Genomic DNA, 20,641 nt, shown 5'->3' with positions numbered 1-20,641 from the left:
GCTGTGTCTGGGAAAATAGCTTTTTTATCGCCTTAAATTTCCAAGAGCACGAACAGACCAGCAAGGCTGTTGCAGGGCAGGCCCGCACGCGATGCTCAAAAAAACCATCTCTTTTTCCTCGATTACCAGATCGAAGTCTTGGTCTTTCGCTTAGATGGGGTAGAGCTTGGATTAGAAACTAGATCCTTTCCCATCGCGGTGATGGAAATCCAGCTCATTACCTCTCAAAGAACCACAGGATTGGACACGATGAAAAATGCATTCAGGTTTGTTGGTGGATTCGCCATCGCGTTGCTACTGGCGGTCAACGTGCCAGCGGAAAAAGCGAGCGGGCAAACGTTGCCTTTCTTTATCGTCGGCTCCGGTACGATCCCGAACGGAATCCCCGTGGCACCCGACGATATTCGGCCACACAACTCGATCGGATTTGCCTCATTTGTTGGCTTTCACACTGGCGGTGGAGCCTTCGAAGTTTTGGAGAACACATCTCCGACCACGGCCGATTTCCAAAGTGCTCGTCCTTATGAGTTCAAGTCGCTTTTCGGTCGACACGTGTTGGCCTGCAACTATGGCGTCACGCCGGAGGCGGCAGAACCGGGTGAGGTGGAGTTAATTCCAGTGGGTGATCCCAGCAACGGCATCTTCGTCGCAGTCTTTCTGGCGGAGTTCACCCCCGACATCCCCAACTGCAAGGGCAAGTTCAAGCGGCTCGAGGGAGGCAGTTTTATGATGCTGGCAATTACCGAACCGTTTCAAGCGACGCCGGGCGGAGGTGTCCCGGTCGCTGGCGATTCCAACGGCGTAATTGATTACAACTGGGTGGGCCTCGGTAGCCTTACTTTCTAAGTTGGCGGGCCAGAGCTTTTAGCATTACAGGTCATTGCAATCCACATCGCGGTCAGCTGAGCGGGCCGCGAACCAAGCGATGGCAAACTTCCAACCCTCATAGGCACTCCACTTACTCAGGCCCGCCATCCGGCCAGCCTCGGCGATCGTCAAACCGCCGAACAAGTGCAAGTGGACTAACATGGCAACTTTATCATCTTGCTTGCTGAGTTCGTCGATTCCCTCACTCATGTCCAGAAGCCAATCCAAATCCTCAGATTGAGCCTCTGGAATGGATTGCAAGGAAACATCTCGGCGAGTGCGGGCTCGCTTCTTGGCCTGTTTTGCCCGAGCTCTATCAATCAGCGTCAGGCGCATCGCCTCTGCGGCAGTAGCGACAAAATGATCTCGCGAATTCCAGATGAAGCCGTCAGACTTAGCGGGTGCGATGCGCAGGTAGCCCTCATTGACCAAAGCGGTCGCGGAGAGCGTATTGCCGCAACGTTCCTTTAGCATCAAACGCTGCGCGATCTTGCGAAGTTCCCGGTAAAATTGCGAAAAAAGCTCGTCTGTTGAACGCGAAGCAATCGAATCAATCATTTCTGTTCCGCTTAAGCCAACCAAACCTGACACCCCCAACTGCCCCGAATAGGCCCCGTGATTTTACCCTCCCCAAGCGGGCACTTCCACAAGCAAACTCGGTTTTCTCACACGACAAATTCTTTCAACCCACAAAAGCGAAGGAACCCAGCGGCTGCGTGAGGAATTTTACAAGGAAATTCGCACGAAGCCCGTTCGGCCCCAGCCCTGAACATGCACGAGAACACATGCACGGGGACAGGTCCCGCTGCTGCACCGAACGCGCAGGAACGCGCAGGGACAGGTCTCGCTAATTTTGTTTGCGCGGGACCGGCGGCGGTCCTTGACGGGGCCAGATTGGATTAGGGTGCGCATTTGGGCGCCGTTTTAGCCGAATTTTTCCGGCTCGGCGCGTACCTTCAGCCCCAACCGACGGCTAATTCTTTTTTTCGCCGGATGCTCAGTCCGGGCGATCAGGGCCAGGTACCGCAAATTTTGTTCGCGCGGGGCCGGCGGCAGGGCGATTAGGGACAGGTACCGCAAATTTTGTTCGCGCGGGGCCAGCGGCAGGAATTTTGCGCTGGCGGCCGTCCTGGGCCGCGGCAGATTGGATGAGGGCGAGCAATTTTACGCCGTTTTCGGCGAATTTTTCTCAATCGGCGCGCACCTTCAGCCCCAACCGACGACTAACTCTTTTTTTCGCCGGATGCATCAGTGAGGGTAGACGCTGGCCGAGATCTGCCAGTGAATTATTTGGGGGCCAACGGCCCAGCGACAGCTCGGTCTTTTTGCAACGGCGTGTTCCCCGCCATAAACTTCATGCTGGCTATCAACGCGTGACCGCCCAAGTCGGCGTTGCTCCGCCGCCGCAATTCTTTGATCTGCTCCCGCAATCCATCCACATCAACCGCCTGGCCACTCCGCCAACAAACCTCACGCATCTGCTCCACGGTTAATGCAGGATGGCTTTGCAAATTGGGGCGTGCCTGGATCGCCAATTGCCACAACAAATTCACGTACGATGCAAACGTCATCGGCACACAACCCAAGTCCTTTTCCATCTGCCGACGACGCTCCTGCACTTCTTCCAGCGTCAAATCATTGACGACCGCCACCGGCAAACCGTCCGCTTCCCCAAGCAATTCAATCGGCGAAAGCCAATCCGACGTATCCACTGCACTCCCATCAAGCGTCTCCAGCCGCTCGCGAATCGAAACCATGGCGCTGGGATCGTCGAGCGAATCGACAAGGTGAGCTTTCAGCGGATTGAGATCAACGTAAGCCATGCAGGCCAATACATGCTCTTGCTCTTCGAGCGCATTCAGCTTAAAACGTTCTTCGAAGAAGTGACCTGTACACTCGTCTTCAATGTTACACTTGCGAGCCACGGTCTGACACATCAGCTTGACGAACCAAGAGATGTCGGAAAGCCGTACCCTGAGTGCCTTTACATATTCGGGCTCGCTGAGGATGGCATCGATTTCACACTCCCGAATTTTCCCGCCTTTGTTCCCTCGAGTCGGTTTCCTCGAGGTGATCGACAGCCATCGGATGGCGACTTGGCGATCGGAAAGCTGCTCGACCAAGTCGGGTCGGTTCCTGATCACGCAGTGCCAATGATTTGGCATTATTGCATAGGAAAGTAAATCTAAGCAGAATGTTTCAATTAGAAACTTCATCCTCGCACGAAACCATTCTCTGCGGTGTGAGTGGTCGACTCCAGTGAGCGGGTCAACGCCGTGGAGATAGCTTCTGCGAGTGGTACGGTTGAAACAGTGGTAGACGCCGTGCTGAGTGGGATCATAAACGGCGGAACGTGCACCGCGAGGCATTGCAAACCCTCCAGAAAGTGGAAGCAACTGGAACTGTACGCCCGCATCTTAGCAAATGCCAGCGCATCCTGAACCCCCTACCCAAACAATCACAGAAAATTTCCCGTGAACGGAATAGCACACCCTGAATAGACCATGTGGTTACCCTGACAAATACGCTGTCGGCCCGGCAGCAAGCTAAACAAACAGCTTCAAAGTTGCCCCAATTTGAGCTGTCAACTTACCCACGGCTCCCGCCGCTTTTCTGCTCAAAAGCTGGCAGCCCGAGCGAATTGGAAATGGCCATCGACAAGTCATTCGATGGAGCGGCGCGCCGGTCGTTGCCTCGTGGTGAGCCAGGTCCGCGCCCTACAAAAAAGCATGATCTGACAAAACCCAGGTACAGCACGAACTTGGCTGCTGGAGATGGCAGTCGAAAAGAGAGCCACCGTGGCCGCCGAAAACGAATATTTTGGCAGTCGAAAAGAGAGCCACTTGGTGGCCTAGTTTCACGGCTGAAGTTGTTTAACGCTTTGCTTTCTGGCTCTGCTTGAGCCTGTAGCTCTCACCATCGATTGCCAGAATCTCGACTCGGTGAGTCAATCGATCCAGTAACGCACCTGCCCCCGCTGCGGCCATCCACAGCGACCATGCCCAAAAGCACCCAGCTTACGCAGGCCTCCGGTTCTCCCTGGCCCACCCAAAACCAGATCCTCGCAGGGCGGTACCTGTCCCCGCAGCGGTCCGCTGCGGACATCCACGGCGGTTCCGCCAGGAGAATCACCTATCTCCCGCAGAGCGGCCAAGCTCCCCAGGCCGCCCGAACGCCGATCGTCGCAGGCCGGTACCAGGCCGGTACCTGTCCCTAACGCCTAACGCCAACGCGGCTGTCCCCAACGCGGCTGTCCCCAACGCGGCTGTCCCCAACGCGGCTGTCCCCAACGCGGGCAACCCTAGCGAAATTACCGAAAGGCCTCAGCTTCCGCAGGCCGCTGGCTCTCCCCAGCCCACGCAACGTCTGCTCCTCGCAGGACGGTACTTATCCCCGCTGCGGATATCCACAGCGTTTTTGCGAGGAGGATTGCCCATCTCCCGCAGAGCGGCCACTCTCACCAGGCCGCCCGGACGCCGAGCCACGCAGGGCGGTACCTGCCTCAAAGTCGATCAATCCCCACTTTTTCTCTTGCCTCTCGGCATTTGATCCTCGTAAGCTGGCTCCGCTCGATCGCTTTGCTTCAGGCGAATCGCGTCACTCAGATCGCTCAGCATGGATGCCAACTCGGATGGATGCCTCCCATTACGTCACTTGCCTGTGGCCCGGCTTGCCAGAACTGTGGTTTCGAGGACGCTGGAGCGGCCTGCCAGCAGCCCTGCTGTTCGCTGCCTCGCTGAACTTCCTGCTGGTCGCTCGCTGGATCTACCCTGAATGGCTGATTCCCTCCCTAGTCCGTATCGCTTGCTGGGTTGCCGTGGGAGTCTGGGTAATGTGCGTTATCCGGCAATTGGGACGGTTACCTGGCCTGCTGGAACCCCGGCTAATCACAGGTACGGGTGATTTATTTCCGGTCGCTCGCAACCTCTACCTGCGAGGGGACTTGGTCGAAGCGGAGGCCAATTTGGCACAATGTTTGGAAATCGATGCCAGGGACTGCCAAGCTTTATTGCTACTATCAGCAATCTATCGCCAAACCGGCCGTTTCCATGCGGCGAAACAAACGAATCAACTGCTGAGCAATCTGGAGACAGCCGATAATTGGTGGCTGGAATGTCAAACTGAACGAGAAAAATTACAACGCGCTGAAGCTGCTCAAGCCGACGCGGATACTCAAACCGACACCGATTCAGATGCAGATTGGGAAGAAGCAGCCGAAAATTCCCCCGAAACCGCCCAAAACCAAAGCTGACGTCCACATTTACTTACCAGCCACAAACCCCGCCAATGCAAAACTGAGTGGAAACACTGGCAAGACAGGAAAGATGGGAAACAAAGAGCAGGTGCAACCAAGGGAAGCTAGGCAAGGTTTTCCGACCACACCACGATCCTCCTATCCCCGAAAAGTGTCTTAGTCGCTAAGATCGTTAAGCAGCCTGCTAGAACGGGTGAGTTACGCGGGTCGCACGGCGAGAAAACTGGCAAACATTTGGCCTTGCGCGCTTCAGCGGCGTAGAGTTTGCGTAACAGTAGTATTGGCTTTCGGATACGTTGCCAGACCGCCAACCTGGCAGGCACGTCGCCAACGAAGATACCTGTCCCCGCATGAGGCGGTGGACTTCGGCAGATAATAAGTTGAGATTAAAGCAATGGGGATATCCCCACTGGAACTGACACTCAGGGGTCGCGAGATATGTACGAGCGCTTTACTGATCGCGCACGCAAAGTAATGCAGCTGGCCAACCAGGAGGCTCAGCGATTTAACCACGAATACATCGGTACCGAGCATATCTTGCTGGGACTGGTGAAAGAGGGCAGCGGCGTCGCCGCCAACGTCCTCAAAAATCTCGACGTCGATTTGCGTAAAATTCGGCTTGAAGTCGAGAAATTAGTGCAAAGCGGCCCCGAGATGGTGACTGTTGGCAAACTGCCACAGACGCCGCGGGCCAAAAAAGTCATCGAGTATTCGATGGAAGAAGCTCGCAATCTGAACCACAATTACGTGGGTACCGAGCATATTCTATTGGGTCTGTTACGCGAACAAGAAGGCGTCGCCGCTCAGGTCCTGATGAACTTAGGGCTGAAGCTCGAAGATGTTCGCGAGGAGGTGCTCAACCTACTCGGCCACGGGCTCGAAGGAGCCGAAGTCAGCGAGCGCGGTGGGCGCAGCGGCGAAGCCGAAGCTGCCACCGGCGGAAAAACTGGCAAGAGCAAAACGCCAGCGCTGGATTCATTCGGTCGCGACTTGACCGAATTGGCCAAGAAAGGCCAGCTCGATCCGGTGATCGGACGCCAACGCGAGATCGAACGAGCGATTCAAATCCTCTGCCGACGTACCAAGAACAACCCAGTCCTGCTGGGCGAAGCTGGCGTGGGCAAAACAGCCATCGTCGAAGGCTTTGCCCAACGCGTTATCGCTGGCGAAGTTCCTGAAATTCTCGCTGAAAAGCGAATCGTCGTGCTCGATTTGGCAATGATGGTCGCCGGTACAAAGTACCGCGGGCAATTCGAGGAACGGATCAAGGCGGTGATGACCGAAGTCCGTCGCGCCAAGAACACCATTCTGTTCATCGACGAACTGCATACGCTGGTCGGTGCCGGCGGGGCCGAAGGTGCAATCGACGCTGCCAACGTTCTTAAACCGGCTTTGGCTCGCGGCGAAATTCAGTGCATCGGTGCCACCACGCTCGACGAGTATCGCAAGTACATCGAGAAGGATAACGCACTGGCTCGACGGTTCCAAGAAATCATCATCGAGCCAACCAGCAAGGACGAAACGATCGAGATTCTCAAGGGCTTGCGTGAACGCTACGAGGAACACCACCGCGTGCAGATCACCGACGACGCGGTAGTTGCCGCAGTCGAAATGAGCGAGCGTTACATTACCGCCCGCTGCTTGCCAGACAAGGCCATCGACGTGATCGACGAGGCGGGAGCACGTATCCGGCTTCGCACCATGAGCCGTCCACCAGATTTGAAAGAAATCGACGTCGAAGTTGAACAGCTCAACAAAGACAAGGAAGACGCCGTCGCCAATCAAGACTTTGAGAAAGCCGCTAACCTCCGCGATCAAGCAGAGAAGTTGCGGAAGAAAAAAGACGAGATCACGCGACAATGGCGTGAGAAGAGCCAACAAACCGATGGCGTCGTCGACGAAGAGGTGATTGCCGAAGTGGTCAGCAAGATGACCGGCATCCCACTGACTCGACTCTCCACCGAAGACTCGCTGCGGCTCATGAAGATGGAAGGCGAACTGCACAAGCGGGTCGTCAGCCAAAGCGCAGCGGTCACGGCGGTTGCTAAAGCGGTTCGCCGCAGTCGCAGTGGTCTGAAAGATCCAAAACGGCCAACCGGTTGCTTTATCTTCGCCGGACCAACCGGCGTGGGTAAAACACTGTTGGCGAAGGCCTTGGCGGAATTCTTGTTTGGCGATTCTGACGCGCTGATCCATATCGACATGAGCGAGTATATGGAAAAGCACAACGTCAGCCGCCTGATCGGAGCCCCTCCCGGCTATGTCGGTTACGAAGAAGGGGGTCAGCTGACTGAAAAAATTCGCCGGCGACCCTACTCGGTGGTGCTGCTCGATGAAATCGAGAAAGCGCACCCCGACGTCTTCAACATGTTATTGCAAGTGATGGAAGAAGGTAGATTGACCGATCAATTCGGCCGCAACATCGACTTCCGCAATACCCTGTTGATCATGACCACCAACGCGGGTGCCGAAGCGATCAAGAACGAATCGGCGTTTGGTTTCCAAAAGCCAGACGGTGACGCTAGTTATGATTCGATGAAGGCTCGCGTGATGGATCAAATCGAACGCGTGTTCCGTCCCGAGTTCCTTAACCGACTCGACGATACCATCATCTTCCGACACCTGCGTAAAGAAGATCTCAAAACCGTCATCGACTTTGAATTGGCCAAAGTTCGCGAGCGACTATTCGATCGCGGCTACGTGCTGGAACTGACTGATGACGCCAAGGATTTCTTGATCAACAAAGGCAGCAACCTCGACTATGGGGCTCGCCCCTTGCGTCGAGCAATCGAGCAACGGGTCGAAGATCCGCTGAGCGAAGAACTACTGCGTGGTGCCTTTGAAGGTATGAACACGATCGTCGTGGGTGCCGTCAAGAACGACGAAGACAAAGTTATTCGCTTGAACTTCCACGGAGAAAACCGCGAAGAAGTCACTCCACCCGAGCCGGTCGGCGCTTCGGCGACTGTGCAAAGTGGTGACAAACCTGCTGACGACGCTGGCGAGGAGTAAAACTCGTCCGCCACTGTGCGTCGCATGATAATGCTCGAAACCGTTCGGCCCTTTGTTAGGGCCGAACGGTTTTTTTGTGCGCGTTGTCCTATGCACCACAAAGTGGATCCACGGAAAACGAACCGCTGGGGGACAAACAACACCCTGATGTTCAAAACTTGAATAATTCTTTGCTGCGCCGCAAGATCATCTTATGCATCCAAGCCTTCCCAACCGATAAAGATGACTGAGGCACTCCGCCTCGATAACGGTGGTTCCCAAGTTACAGACGGTTGGGCATGGCGACTCCGGCGACAACGAACGCTCAAGCGCGGATGCTGGAAGGCCAGCGAATGTCGCCGCTCCGCCAATGGATAACCGACTGGGGAACAATCGTTATCGATGCCCTGGTCACTGTCGGGGACATGGCCGTGTTCGGCTGGCGGATGTGCGTTTGGATGTTTACCCGCAGGCCCCCCAAGGGCACGTTGCTGCCGAACTTTTATCAAGTCGGAGTGTTGAGCCTGCCGGTGGTCGCCTTGACAGGAACCTTCATCGGCATGGTGCTGGCAGTGCAAAGCTACTACCAGTTTGCTTCGATAGGATTAGAAGAACAGTTGGGCGCCGTGATCAATTCGTCGCTGGTAAGGGAACTGGGCCCCGTCCTAGCCGCCACGATGTTGGCCGGTCGCGTGGGTAGCGCGATGGCAGCCGTGTTGGGAACGATGCGAGTCACCGAACAGATTGACGCTTTGGAAACGATGGGAGCCGATCCGATTCACTACCTGGTCGTACCTCGCTTTCTCGCTTGCATTCTACTCATCCCAGCCTTAACGGTGATGGCAGATTTCATGGGCATCGTGGGAGGCTATTTTTACAGCGTGATTGTGCTGGGAATCGACCACGCTGCTTACCAAAACAACAGTCGTGATTTTGTCAGCGGTTTTGATTTCTTCAGTGGCATCTTTAAGAGCGTATTTTTTGGTGCCGTGATCGCCTTGGTCAGCTGTTACCGCGGCTTCCATTGCCAACCAGGAGCGGAAGGGGTGGGACGGGCGGCCACAGCGGCGTTCGTCTATTCGTTCGTGATGATTTTGGCAATCGACTTGCTACTGAATATCCTGCTGGATGCTTTCTACGTCGCCGTGTGGGACCAGAATGCCTCGATCCTGGGTGCCGCATTGCTGGATGGATCGATCCTTGATTTCCGCAGCAGCAGTCGTTGAGTCGCATGATGCCAGAACCCGAACCGACGACCAACCGAACTAACGAAGTGTCGAATAGCGACCCAAGCCAATTCGCTGGCCAATTCGCTGGCCAATTCGCTGGCCAATTCGCTGGCCAATCCGCCGTCGAAACAACTGACCTCGTGACTGCGGAAGCCGTCACGGTACAGCTCGCCGGACATACGATACTCCGTGACATTTCGCTACGAATTCCGCGCGGGCAGACGCTGGCGATTATTGGTGAGAGCGGCTGCGGCAAAACCGTGTTGATGAAAACTTTAGTGGGACTCATTCGCCCGACCAGCGGAAGAGTGGAGTTTGCGGGGGCAAATTTAGCGACGCTGGATTTTAAAGCGCTCACCGAAGCCCGTCGCCGCATCGGTTTTGTGTTTCAAAACGCGGCCCTTTTTGACAGCATGACCATCTTTCAAAACGTGGCCTTTCCGTTGCGACAGCACGAACAACTGGAGCCAGAAGAAGTCCATCGTCAAGTGATGGAGCGGCTGGCCGAGGTTGGCTTGCCCGAGGAAGTGGCCAGCAAACGTCCCGAGGAAATATCGGGTGGGATGCGAAAGCGGGTGGGCTTAGCGCGGGCGTTAATTCTCAAGCCCGAATTGGTGCTCTACGACGAACCCACTACCGGACTCGATCCGATCATGAGCGACGTCATCAATGAATTGATGTTGTCGACTCGTCGCAAGTACCCGGTCACAAGCATCATTGTCACGCACGATATGCGAACGGCCAGAAAAGTTGCTGATCGCGTGTTAATGCTATTTCCCAGAAGGCGTCTGAAAGACGAACAATCACAAGTTTTATTTGATGGCCCGCCCAGCCAATTAGAACACGCCGAGGACCGTCGCGTGCGGCAATTCGTGCGAGGCGAAGCGGGAGAGCGGCTGATGGAAATGCGTGAATCGGCAGATGTTCGCTTTAGTGATTAAGCGCTTCATAACTCAACAATTGGTTTCAGATTCATGGACGAGAATCGTTTGCGCTTCGGCGTCGGCGTGCTGGTGGTTGCCTCCTTGGGAATCGCCGTCATCCTCACCTTCTTTTTCGGTGCCTATCCGAACCTGTTTGCCAGTCGCTACACGGTGCGAGTACGCTTTCCCGCCGCGCCCGGAGTCAGCAATGAAACACCGGTGCTGAAGAATGGAGTGCGAATTGGCCGGGTCACGCATATTGAATTGCTCAATCCACTCAGGGACGACGGTGCTGAGGGAGTCGAGATCGACATGCAGATCGATGACCAATATCCTTTGTTTGGATCAGAGATTCCGCGGATCACCAGCGGCTCGTTGATCACCGGCGCGGCACAAATCGAATTCGTTTCGGCCTCTCCCGGCAAGCTGCTGCAGTTATACGACGGTCAAGCAGAGACACCGGCTGACGGGCAACTCGATGCGGCGGAAACTGAGTTAGCCAAACAACCACTGCAAAAAGGCGAAGTCTTAATTTCTTATGGTGAGGTTGCCAAAGATCCTTATGAAGTGCTCGACATGGTCGGCAACTTAGAGTCGGATGTTCGCCAAACACTCGTCGCCATCCAACAAGCGGGCGCTTCGGTGCAAGCCGCCAGCCAATCGGTCGACAGTCTTGCAGGTCAAGTCGAAACGTTTGTTGCTGACGATGACGAGGAGGGCGATCTTCAGAAATTAACCCAACGGGCCGATCGGGTGCTGCAAGAATTTGACGCCGCTGTCAAAGACATTCGCCAAGTGATCGGCGACCCAGAAATGTTGGGCGGCTTGAGGTTATCGATGGAACGCTTGCCCCGCGTATTGGAAAGCGCCGAAGGGACGTTCAACAGCGCGCGGCGAACGCTGGAGGAGTTCGAAGGCATCGGCGGTTCGGCAAAACGAACTGTGGAAGCGGCCGAGCGTACGGCAACTAGCATCGCCCTGCTCGCCGAGCCGCTCGGTGAAGGCGGTGCTGACTTGATCGCTTCGCTGCAACGAACGCTCGACAATGTCGACCGGGCAGTTGTCCAGTTCGGCACCTTTGGCGAACGCATCAATCAGGGAGAGGGCACGATCAGCATGCTGCTGGAGGATGACGAACTGTACTGGCAGTTCAAACGAATTGCCGAGAACGTCGAGAGGACCACGGTCCGCGTCCAACCGATCATCAGCGACATCCGCGTCTTCACCGACAAAGTCGCTCGTGATCCGGGAGTCATTGGCGTTCGCGGCGCGCTCACCCGCCGGCCCCAAGGCTTGGGACTGAAATAAATAATTTGCCGGGAGCGATTGTGAAACGATATCCAAAACGGGAAGCGTGGCTAGCGCCAAAACGGCGAACGGGAACCGTGGCTAGCGCCAAAACGGCTAACGGGACCGTAACGATTAGGGTATGGGGACCCCGCCCGGGGGCAAGAAATTGGGCGATGCCGGTGGGAGCTGGACTGGCGGCGGCTGAAGCGGCACCCCTGCTGGCGGAGCGACTCCAACGTTGGGCACGAGCGGAACGCCTTGCCGTGACTGATTTCGCAACGATTCGGCGCGGGTCAAAATAGTATCGACGGGAGCCAACTCTTGGGGCACTAATTCGATATCGATTATCCGCTCGTCGCGGATCTCGAATGGCCACAGCGTCTCAACGATAAAATCCAACGGCGGCAGCTCGTACCACGGTGGCCGCAACTGCCTGCGAATGGTTTCAGTCCGATAACCATCCAATTCCACGCGAAAATCGCGAGTGCCGTAGTAAGTAAATGAAGAAGCGGCTGGTGACGTCCCGATGACTTGATTGTCGACGCTGACCAACGCACCGGGAGGGTTGGTGCGGACCAACAAGCGGCGGCGCACACATCCGGTACAGGGAAGCGTGAGGAGGAATATGGCCAGCAATTGGCGGATTCGTTGTTGCGAGACTTTCATAACGGCTCAGTAGCAAAGCGGCATTTCCCCTGTCGAGACGAATTCTAGCCAGCAAATAGTCAGGAAACCTCTGATCCTGGCTGAGTCATCTATATTGCCAGCGCTCGGGTAAATACAATAAGCCTCGACCCTGTTCTTCGATTTCCGCATTCATAGCGCCAAGAGACTTACCTGGCATGTCCGTAAACGACGCAGCCGCCGACGACCCAGCGCCCGCTTCCGTGGTCGATTATGCGGTTTTGTCCGATGTCGGCATGCGTCGTGCGAACAACCAAGACGCCGCCACTGCGCTGCCAGCTGGGTCGATGGAGAGTTACCGCTCACGTGGTCATCTTTTTGTCGTCGCTGACGGCATGGGTGCCCACGCCGCGGGAGAACTGGCCAGCCGCATGGCAGTGGACAAAATACCACACCAATATTTAAAACGAACGGCAGCGGGAGCCGCGGAGGCGTTGCGGCAATCGGTCGAAGAGGCCAACCACGAGATCCACACCCGGGGCCAACGCAATCCCGAGTTCCACAACATGGGAACCACGGCCAGCGCCTTGGCATTGCTTCCCGACGGTGCGATCATTGCCCACGTGGGTGATAGCCGGGTCTATCGGTTGCGAGGCAAGTACTTCGAGCAGCTAACTTTTGATCACAGCCTGGTGTGGGAAATGCAAGCCTCAGGGCAGGTCCATCCGGACAGCGTGCTGAGCCAAAACATTCCCAAAAACGTGATAACTCGTTCGCTAGGCCCCAATGCCGACGTCCGCATCGACCTGGAAGGGCCTTGGCCGATCCAGAAAGGGGATCGCTATTTGTTGTGCAGCGATGGCTTGACCGGCCAGGTCGAAGACGACGAGATCGGCGCCTTGCTAAGCTGCCTGCCTCCGCATCGGGCAGTCCGCGTGCTGGTCGATTTAGCCAACCTGCGAGGTGGTCCCGATAACATCACGGTGATTGCGGTCCACGTGATCGAAGACCCCAAATTGGCAACCAGCGAAGAGACGCCCGTGAAGCGTCGCCCGCGAAAATTACCCCCCGATCCGCTGTTAGCGACCACGGCTGCCTGCATTCTCGGCACGTTAATCTTGCTGCTGGTGGACCAGCCCGGCCCGGCCGCCCTGACAGCGGTTCTAAGCCTGATCGCGATCGGGTTTACGCTCTACAGCTGGCTCAACCCCAGCGAGCGTCAAGCCAGAGAACGAGAAGCCACCGGGCACAGAACGACCAGCCCTTATCGTCGCTATCCGATCCATCCCGATGACCAGTTAATCGGTCGTCTCGCCGGGACCGTGCAGGCGTTGCGTGATGCGGCTGTGGAAAAAGGCTGGAACTTGGACTGGACGCATGTCGATAAGCTACAAACCGACGCAATGCGGGAGCAGCAAGAGAAACGGCCAGAAACGTCTGTACGGCTGCTCAGCGAAGCAATCATCGAGACGATGCAGCAGTTGCGAGACCAGCACAACCGCCAAGCTGGTGAGTCGACGCTCGACCTCTAACTCGCGGCTAAGGGTCTCACGAAAATGGGGCTAACGAAAATGTTGATTCGCCAAAACGTGCGGCCAACCAAGCTGGTGATCGCTAGCTGACTTTTTCTGTCTAGGCTTCAGGTCTGTCTAATTGGTATGGTCTCGGCATGCCCACACGGCTCACCCGCTATATATTGCTGGAGATCACGAAGATTTTCAGCGTGTCGCTATTCGTGCTAACGATGCTGATTTTGCTGATCGGCGTCGGTCGCGAGTTGCTGCGCGAAGGTTTGGGGGTGATGGCTATCGCTAGGCTACTCCCTTACGTGCTGCCGATGAGCTTGCAATTCGCCTTACCGGCGACGACGTTGTTCAGCGTCTGCTGTGTTTACGGGCGGATGTCGGCGGATGGAGAGATATCGACCATCAAAGCTTCCGGAATTTCTCCCCTGCGAATCATGCAGCCGGCAATTCTGTTCGCCCTCTTGTTGAGCCCGCTGGCCGTCTTCTTAAATGACGTCGCGGTTTCCTGGGGCCGCCCTGGTGCGAAACAGGTGATGATGCATTCGCTCGAAGATGTCGTTTATCGCATGCTCCGAGCCCAGCGATCCTACAGTTCGCCGAAAGGGTTTTCGATTCATGTGCAAGATGTCGACGGCCGACGCCTGCTCTATCCGACCGTGACGATGCATACGCGAGGCTCCAAAGAGCCGATTACGATGACGGCCCGGGAGGCGAGAATTTCGCTGAATCCAGAAGACGAAACGCTCATGCTGCACGTGCTCGACAGCCGCGTGGAAATCGGCGAGAACTCCTTTGAATCGCCTCACGAGGCGCACCCGATCCCGTTGGACATGGTGGTTCGCAAAGGCAGCGTCAGCAGTTCGAGCCCCAGCGAATTGGCGATCCGCTTGATCGGTCCCGAAGCGATTCGCCAGCAACGCGAAGTGGAAGCCAATCGCCAACGGCTAGCCGCGCAGACCGGTTTCTCGCTAATCTCAGCCCGTTGGTCGGAACTGGCCGGCCCCCGCGGGAGCGAGTTGCAGTCGGCGATCAACGGAGGTGAATATCGACTCACTCGACTGCAAACCGAACCGTGGCGACGTTGGGCGGGGGGGTTCAGCTGCTTCTTTTTCGTGCTGGTCGGCGTGCCGTTGGCAATTCGCCTTAAAAGCGCTGATTACTGGACAACTTTTGGCCTCTGCTTTGTACCAATTCTGCTGGTCTACTATCCGCTGTTGCAGTTCGGACTCGACAGCGCGAAAGATGGCTCCCTGCCCCCCTACTCCGTCTGGCTGGGTAATTCTTTGCTCGGGCTGATCGGTGCCTACTTAACCAAACACATTTATCGCTATTAGGATCGACGGCGGCGACCTATCCGAGCGGCCGGCAAGGCCAGCCTCGCCCGGTTGAGCCCAGCCTCGCGCTAATTAAGCCCGGCTAATTTCATCGGCAGCTGGCGTTTCTGTTGCCACCAGCGTTTCATCATTCAGCGTTTCGTCCGCGGTCAGCGATTCCGGGGCGGGTGTTTCTGCGTCGGACGGTGCTTCCATCGTCGCTAACGCTTCGGCAGCCGCCTTGTCGCGGAGCGCGTTGGCGGCTTTGCGAGCAGCTCGTTTGGCGACTTGAGCGGCGGCAATCTCTTCCATCGTGTAGATCACGTCGGGACAGCTCTTGCCAAACTGCTGTTCATACAGCATCTCAATAAACTGCGGCAAAGGTCGCTTCCAAGGTTGATCTTTGCGATCGGCATACGAAGGAAAGTTCTTCGGACTCAACCCCAGCTCCCTCGCCATTTGCACCTGTGCGTGAGACAGATGGTACCGCTTGCGAACATCGATCCAAGGAAGGAACTTGTGGGGGATCCGATTTTTCTTAGCCATCAATCAATGCCTGCAAGACGTACGCAAATAAGGGGGCGAGTGAATCATCACGCGCGGATCGCATCGACCGAGCGGACGGGACGCGTGTCAGGTCCGAGTTGAGCGGCCACGTTCAACGATTGTAGCATCGTGTTATAAACATCCAGCCCCTCAGCGTTGACATCTAAAATTACTCCGGTTTTCAAGCATCCGTTACCACTGGTCACTGCGTGAAACACGCCGGAAAGCTCTCGTTTAACATCATTGTGACGACCATCCCCCGACTCGGTTGAGATCGTGATCAGCGAATTTTCTAAAATGGTTTTGCCATTAGCCTCGATCGACTCTTGGCCGTCGAGACGTTGCAGAAAGTAAGCCACTTCGCGCATTTTCATGTGAGCGTGTGCTCGCAACTGTTCATTTTTCTTATTCTCGTTGAATGCGTGCCACCACTCGTGACTGCAAGCGTTCGCACCGGTGGAGTTACGTTGCGCCGCATCATCGAATTCAAATCGAGTTTGGCCCTCATACTCGTACCGGCCCTTGAGGCGAATCCGTTCCCCGGCAGCCAAGAAGGTCAACGAACCAAACCGAGCCCGATCGCACTGGATAGCCAATGCGTAGAGCTCCGCCAGCAACCGCCACTCGGAGGTCAATTCTTCCAAGGTGATGTCAATGCCTTCACCTCCGGGATCGGCCTGCTCACCATGCAATAAGTTGGACTTCCCCGGCTCTGGCGTGCTGCGGCAACGCTCCGAAATCACCTTCTGTATCTCAAAAGCGCGCTGCTCGTATTCTCGAATGCGATCTAAGTGATCTGCTAAGCGAGCTTTGGAGGTTGCTCCCAAGGGAGATCGTTGGCCGCTGTAGAATTGGGTTTGCTGGACGACTGAATCGAGGACGCTGCGATTTAATTTTTGCATACGGGGGTCGGCCGCTTGCTCCGTTTCCGGCGTCCCGCCAAAGATCCGCTGAAACAATGCTTGGGGACTTTCTTGCATCTTCCCCGCCGCTGTTCCATCAGGATTGAAACTATGGACATAACGCACGGGCCGATCATTGCGGCGAAAATAAGTCCCAGCAACCAGTGTGGGAACCATCCCAGCCGGTAAGCCTTCGGGATAGTGAAATTGGCGAACCAGCTGGTCGAGCGATGCCCCGCCAGCTCGCGCCGTCCCGTTCGGTGGGGCTGCGGTAAAGGCGGCAGCCGAGCCATCGTAGTGGGCATTGATACCCGCTTCGTCGGCCCGCACGTGGTCAACATTCCGCATCACCAGTAGCTTATCTTTCAACGGCTTGAGCGGCTCCAGCACACCGTCATAACCTTCGGCTTGCAACGGCGCGGGAATCCCCAAACCAAAAAAGACGTTAAAAGCTCGCACCGGCACGACCGCCGCGGGCCGTGCCACCGCCGGCGTCGCCAGCATTTCCTCCAACAGTGGCAAACCGATCGCGACCGTCCCCAGACCTCGCAGCATAGTACGCCGCCCCAAACGTTTTTGCTCATTCATCGCTTCGACTCCTGTTTTGCACGAGATCACTCAGCATCAATTCTGTCATCACGGCTTGGTAGGTCCCACCGGCTTGTTGCGCGGCGGTGTGAATAGATTGGACTTGAGGCAAATCGGCGGGTGTTAAAGGGCGCCCCAACGCGTATTGCAGTAGCTTTCGCGTGATTGCCAAACTAACTCGATCACTAGCCGCCAAAAGATCAAAAAATTCAGTTGCCGTCTCATACTTGAATGTTGTTGGGACACCCGGGATGCGAATCTCACCGTCCTCACGCAGCGGGTTACCATGTTCGTCAATTTCACGATAACGCCCGATACCATCATACTTTTCCAAAGCAAAAGCTAACGGTTCAAATCGCACGTGACAGCCGGCACAGGAGGGATTTGCTAAACGGACTTCAGCCAACCCGCGCATCGACATACCTGGCTCAGTTGGTATTGGCGTGGTATCAACGCAAGGTGGCGGACTGCCAACGCGACTTGACAATAGATCGTGTAGCACGAAGAGTCCACGAGTAACCATCGAAGCCTCATCACCGCCAATCGTCAACACACTCCCCTGCGAGAGCAAACCGCCGCGGGTCGGATTATTGGTTAGATCGTAACGAGTCATGCTGGCCCCTCGCGTGTTGACCTCAGCGGGCGTGAGCGCTCGATTATAGATTGCCAGCAAATGATAAGTTCCTCGCCAAGGTCGATCTTTGCTGGTTTCATTCGCCAAACTTAAATCGTATTGCTCATCCCAGCCATCCAACTCCACACCAACCTGCGACTCGGCCTGCAATTGTCCATCGACGAACAGGCGAACTTGCCCGGCAGCATCCTTCGTATAAACAACGTGAGTCAATTGGGTTGTCAACGAATCGTTGAAACCGGGCAGGCTGGGCAAACCGTTGTTGTCAGTCTTTGCCGATCGCAAACGCACATCAAAGCGGCCACCATCTTGTCCCAAGGTAAGATTGCGTTGGGAAGGGCCAGCTGAGATCGTGACGATTCGAGCGGGTCCTGTTTGACGCGAATCAGCCGGTGTGAGCCAAGTCTCAATGGTTACTTCCGAAGATTTTTTGATCGCGCGCATTAAACGCCGGGGTGGGGCAACGGTAGTAATCAACGTCGCATCCTGCACCGCCAGTCCGCTGCTGCCCCAGATTACAGCCTGCGGATTTTCAATTTTCAAATCGAGTGGTTCACCAACGCCAGCTTGATCACGCACGATATCGCCTGCTCGTTCATCAAATCGATACAAGGCTTGCAACCCAGACTGCTTCGCCACCCCCGACAGATCGGATTGCGATTGTTGCATCACCCGCTGCCAACTGGCCTGCACGACCAATGACGCGAGCGGATCATCGGCGATGCCCGCGCCGGCCGCAAAATTTTGAGCGACTTGCGATTTTGATAGTGCCCGATTGTAAATCGCGGCCAGATGCAACGACCCCAACCAGGGACGGTTGAGTGACAATTCATTACAGAGCGCCAAACGAAAGCTATCTTGCCAAGCAGACAGTTTGCCCTCAATCCGAGCCTGCCCCACTTGCTGGCCGTCAACATAAAGCAGCGAGTTGCCATCGGCATCGCGGGTGTAGACCACGTGGCTCGCGCGGGTTGCTACGATACCGGCGGTGCTGCTCAGTGACGGCTCACCATTGCCGCTGGTCTGCGTTGTTCGCAAACGAACGTTATACCGATCAGCATCTTGACCAAGGGTAACATTCCGAGCGCTGGTGCCATTAGAAATTGTCATCACTCGGGCCGGACCCGCTTGGCTGAGATTGGCCGGAGTCAGCCAAGTCTCCAAGCTCAATTCGCCCGATTGCTGAATCGCCTCGAATAGGCGTCGCGGAGGCTGTTCTCCAGCAATAATGGTCGACGCATGCAAAGTCAGACCATCAGCTCGCCAAGTAACCGCACCCGGATCGGCGATTCTCAAATCATAAGCCTCGCCACTTGCCGACAGATCTCGCACCATGTTCCCGCGACCTTCAGCAAACGTGTATAAGGCTTGCAGACCCTCGCTTACGCGGCCTGCGGGGACTGCCTGCTCAGCATTTGGCCCTCCAGCATTTGGTTGCTGGGCAGCATTTGGTTCCGCCGTGGAAGATGTTTCCAGCAAACCGTAATGATAGGCGAGCTGGGGAGTGGCATAAGTGAACGGCGCGTTGAGCAGTTCGACTAACGGACGCTCTTGATCCCAAACAAGTTCAGAGAAAAAAGCCAATGTCTCGGTTTGCATATCCTCAGCCAGCTGTGCGTTCCACTGCGGAAATCGATCGGCTTGCGGCTGGAGTGAAGCGATGCGACCAAGATTAATCCATTGCCGCATAAAGCTAAGCGATCGCTCAATAGCAGCCGGCTGGGCCAACATCCGCTCGACCTGCAACCGCAGTTGTTCGCGGTCAGCCAACTCGCCCGCCGCGGCCGCCTCCATCAGCGATTGATCAGGCGGGCCACCCCACAACATATAACTTAAACGCGAAGCCAATTCATAGGGATCGACGGGCTGCGGAGTCTCCGCACGGTGTTGCTGTTCGATGCGGTAGATGAACCGTGGTGATTGCAACATAGCTTGCAGCAAAAAGCGAACCGCCTCATCATAGTCACCGCCCGCTTCGGCGACGGTTGTGGTCAGCGACAACAAGGCCGCCACTTCGGCGTCCCGCATTGGGCCACGATACAACCACTTACCCATCCGTTCAATCAAATCGCGCATGCAAGCTTGGTCGAGCGACCGGCAGTCCGAAAAACGTGCTGCGAAAGCGGCAGTATCGAGCTGCGTGACAATCGTTTTCGCCAACCGGGAATAAGCCTGGATATGTTGCAAATCGACCGCCATGTTATAAGACGTGTTGCTGAACCCATCGGCACGCTGATCGGCAGGCAACAAACGTCGCGCTTCGGCAGTAATATCGACACCCACCGCCATCCGCACCGTCTTGATATACTCTTCGACAGTCAGACGCTGCAGCCAGGCGTTGCCGCCGCGATCTTGCAGGAGGAAAACCTCCGGGTCGATGCGAGCCACTGACCAATTCGCGCCGGCATCAATCCAGCGCCGCAGGGCAGTTTTTTCTTGCGGAGAAAGTGGTGTGCGATTCTGTGGCATCTCATCGGATCGCACATAATCCCACAGTGGACTGTCACTGCTGTTCCCCGCCACGATCACCGGACCACTTTCACCACCCGCCATGGCGGTCGATTTGCTTGACAGGTCAAGACCGCCGTCAGTCTGAGTCGTGTCGTGACACTCCAAACAGTGGCGGGCGAGCAACGGGGCGATCGAGGTTTCAAAAAACGCATCGCTGCCCGGTTCCGCTTGCTCTGGAGGAACACGCTTTTGCTCAGCAGCAACTTGTTGGGCGTTCGCTGGTTTTGTGGTGACGGCCAGCAGACCGATGGTTGCTGACGAAATCAGCACCAAGTTTATGAATGAGCGATGCATGGCGGACGGGCGAAATTGCATCATGGCTGCGTCCGAGGTGGGAGAAGTCAAGCGGGCTGGGCTGGCAGGCTGCTTGCATTCTAACAGTTCCGCCCAGCAATTCCCCGACAGGTCGTCATTTTTCCCAACGCTCTTGTCGCGGCAGCGA

15 protein-coding genes are annotated in these 20,641 nt (G+C 56.0%); 8 read left to right on the top strand and 7 right to left on the bottom strand.

Features of this window, described 5'->3' with window-relative positions; translation table 11 throughout:
• The first annotated feature begins 249 nt into the window (after positions 1–249).
• Complete coding sequence (locus tag SH139x_RS02150; protein ID WP_488353644.1) at positions 250–846, top strand: hypothetical protein; 597 nt, start codon at positions 250–252, stop codon at positions 844–846.
• A 24-nt stretch (positions 847–870) separates the two neighbouring features.
• On the opposite strand, the gene SH139x_RS02145 is transcribed toward SH139x_RS02150, so the two are convergent.
• The 3 genes from SH139x_RS02145 to SH139x_RS02135 form a co-directional block, all read right to left on the bottom strand.
• Positions 871–1,425 (bottom strand): ECF-type sigma factor, encoded by a 555-nt coding sequence (locus SH139x_RS02145; protein ID WP_488353643.1) that lies wholly within the window; start codon positions 1,423–1,425, stop codon positions 871–873.
• 728 nt (positions 1,426–2,153) lie between these two features.
• Positions 2,154–3,236, bottom strand: a complete 1,083-nt coding sequence (locus SH139x_RS02140; RefSeq protein ID WP_488353642.1) for a transposase — start codon at positions 3,234–3,236, stop codon at positions 2,154–2,156.
• A gap of 504 nt (positions 3,237–3,740) precedes the next feature.
• Positions 3,741–3,860, bottom strand: a complete 120-nt coding sequence (locus tag SH139x_RS02135) for an ATP-binding protein (protein ID WP_488356144.1) — start codon at positions 3,858–3,860, stop codon at positions 3,741–3,743.
• A gap of 638 nt (positions 3,861–4,498) precedes the next feature.
• On the opposite strand from SH139x_RS02135, the gene SH139x_RS02130 reads away from it, so the two are divergent.
• From SH139x_RS02130 to SH139x_RS02110, 5 genes are all read left to right on the top strand, one after another.
• On the top strand, positions 4,499–5,119 hold the full coding sequence (locus SH139x_RS02130; protein ID WP_488353641.1) for a tetratricopeptide repeat protein: 621 nt from the start codon (positions 4,499–4,501) through the stop codon (positions 5,117–5,119).
• A gap of 441 nt (positions 5,120–5,560) precedes the next feature.
• Positions 5,561–8,134: an ATP-dependent Clp protease ATP-binding subunit gene (locus SH139x_RS02125; protein ID WP_488353640.1), complete on the top strand. Its 2,574-nt coding sequence runs from the start codon at positions 5,561–5,563 to the stop codon at positions 8,132–8,134.
• A 314-nt stretch (positions 8,135–8,448) separates the two neighbouring features.
• Positions 8,449–9,339 carry an MlaE family ABC transporter permease gene (locus SH139x_RS02120; RefSeq protein WP_488356143.1) on the top strand — a complete coding sequence of 297 codons (891 nt, stop codon included), beginning with the start codon at positions 8,449–8,451 and terminating at the stop codon, positions 9,337–9,339.
• A gap of 5 nt (positions 9,340–9,344) precedes the next feature.
• Positions 9,345–10,283 carry an ABC transporter ATP-binding protein gene (locus SH139x_RS02115; protein ID WP_488353639.1) on the top strand — a complete coding sequence of 313 codons (939 nt, stop codon included), beginning with the start codon at positions 9,345–9,347 and terminating at the stop codon, positions 10,281–10,283.
• A gap of 33 nt (positions 10,284–10,316) precedes the next feature.
• Positions 10,317–11,573, top strand: coding sequence for an MlaD family protein (locus tag SH139x_RS02110; protein WP_488353638.1), 1,257 nt, complete (start codon positions 10,317–10,319; stop codon positions 11,571–11,573).
• Positions 11,574–11,687: 114 nt separating this feature from the next.
• On the opposite strand, the gene SH139x_RS02105 is transcribed toward SH139x_RS02110, so the two are convergent.
• Positions 11,688–12,221, bottom strand: a complete 534-nt coding sequence (locus SH139x_RS02105; protein WP_488353637.1) for a PEGA domain-containing protein — start codon at positions 12,219–12,221, stop codon at positions 11,688–11,690.
• 176 nt (positions 12,222–12,397) lie between these two features.
• Here SH139x_RS02105 and SH139x_RS02100 point away from each other — a divergent pair, with 176 nt between their 5' ends.
• Together SH139x_RS02100 and SH139x_RS02095 are read left to right on the top strand one after the other, a co-directional pair.
• Positions 12,398–13,711, top strand: a complete 1,314-nt coding sequence (locus tag SH139x_RS02100) for a PP2C family protein-serine/threonine phosphatase (RefSeq protein ID WP_488353636.1) — start codon at positions 12,398–12,400, stop codon at positions 13,709–13,711.
• A gap of 137 nt (positions 13,712–13,848) precedes the next feature.
• The gene (locus tag SH139x_RS02095; RefSeq protein ID WP_488353635.1) at positions 13,849–15,039 is read left to right on the top strand and encodes an LptF/LptG family permease; all 1,191 of its coding nucleotides are present in this window, start codon (positions 13,849–13,851) and stop codon (positions 15,037–15,039) included.
• A 72-nt stretch (positions 15,040–15,111) separates the two neighbouring features.
• Here SH139x_RS02095 and SH139x_RS02090 read toward each other — a convergent pair whose 3' ends face one another.
• From SH139x_RS02090 to SH139x_RS02080, 3 genes are read right to left on the bottom strand one after another with little or no spacing between them, the layout of a single operon-like run.
• The gene (locus SH139x_RS02090) at positions 15,112–15,564 is read right to left on the bottom strand and encodes a hypothetical protein (RefSeq protein WP_488353634.1); all 453 of its coding nucleotides are present in this window, start codon (positions 15,562–15,564) and stop codon (positions 15,112–15,114) included.
• Positions 15,565–15,611: 47 nt separating this feature from the next.
• Positions 15,612–17,054, bottom strand: coding sequence for a DUF1552 domain-containing protein (locus SH139x_RS02085; protein WP_488353633.1), 1,443 nt, complete (start codon positions 17,052–17,054; stop codon positions 15,612–15,614).
• On the bottom strand, positions 17,047–20,517 hold the full coding sequence (locus SH139x_RS02080; protein WP_488353632.1) for a DUF1592 domain-containing protein: 3,471 nt from the start codon (positions 20,515–20,517) through the stop codon (positions 17,047–17,049). Before SH139x_RS02080 ends, SH139x_RS02085 begins: the two co-directional genes overlap by 8 nt.
• Positions 20,518–20,641 lie beyond the last annotated feature (124 nt).

The sequence above is a fragment of the Kothea flammea genome (genome assembly GCF_052161645.1).
GTDB lineage: Bacteria > Planctomycetota > Planctomycetia > Pirellulales > Pirellulaceae > Laterigemmans.
This window is presented reverse-complemented; position numbering and strand designations above follow the sequence as displayed.

Excerpts from the sequence above, each read along its gene's own strand:
- SH139x_RS02150 (WP_488353644.1), top strand. The coding sequence starts at position 250 with ATGAAAAATGCATTCAGGTTTGTTGGTGGATTCGCCATCGCGTTGCTA.
- SH139x_RS02145 (WP_488353643.1), bottom strand. The coding sequence starts at position 1,425 with ATGATTGATTCGATTGCTTCGCGTTCAACAGACGAGCTTTTTTCGCAA.
- SH139x_RS02140 (WP_488353642.1), bottom strand. The coding sequence starts at position 3,236 with ATGCCTCGCGGTGCACGTTCCGCCGTTTATGATCCCACTCAGCACGGC.
- SH139x_RS02130 (WP_488353641.1), top strand. The coding sequence starts at position 4,499 with ATGGATGCCTCCCATTACGTCACTTGCCTGTGGCCCGGCTTGCCAGAA.
- SH139x_RS02125 (WP_488353640.1), top strand. The coding sequence starts at position 5,561 with ATGTACGAGCGCTTTACTGATCGCGCACGCAAAGTAATGCAGCTGGCC.
- SH139x_RS02120 (WP_488356143.1), top strand. The coding sequence starts at position 8,449 with ATGCTGGAAGGCCAGCGAATGTCGCCGCTCCGCCAATGGATAACCGAC.
- SH139x_RS02115 (WP_488353639.1), top strand. The coding sequence starts at position 9,345 with ATGATGCCAGAACCCGAACCGACGACCAACCGAACTAACGAAGTGTCG.
- SH139x_RS02110 (WP_488353638.1), top strand. The coding sequence starts at position 10,317 with ATGGACGAGAATCGTTTGCGCTTCGGCGTCGGCGTGCTGGTGGTTGCC.
- SH139x_RS02105 (WP_488353637.1), bottom strand. The coding sequence starts at position 12,221 with ATGAAAGTCTCGCAACAACGAATCCGCCAATTGCTGGCCATATTCCTC.
- SH139x_RS02100 (WP_488353636.1), top strand. The coding sequence starts at position 12,398 with ATGTCCGTAAACGACGCAGCCGCCGACGACCCAGCGCCCGCTTCCGTG.
- SH139x_RS02095 (WP_488353635.1), top strand. The coding sequence starts at position 13,849 with ATGCCCACACGGCTCACCCGCTATATATTGCTGGAGATCACGAAGATT.
- SH139x_RS02090 (WP_488353634.1), bottom strand. The coding sequence starts at position 15,564 with ATGGCTAAGAAAAATCGGATCCCCCACAAGTTCCTTCCTTGGATCGAT.
- SH139x_RS02085 (WP_488353633.1), bottom strand. The coding sequence starts at position 17,054 with ATGAATGAGCAAAAACGTTTGGGGCGGCGTACTATGCTGCGAGGTCTG.
- SH139x_RS02080 (WP_488353632.1), bottom strand. The coding sequence starts at position 20,517 with ATGATGCAATTTCGCCCGTCCGCCATGCATCGCTCATTCATAAACTTG.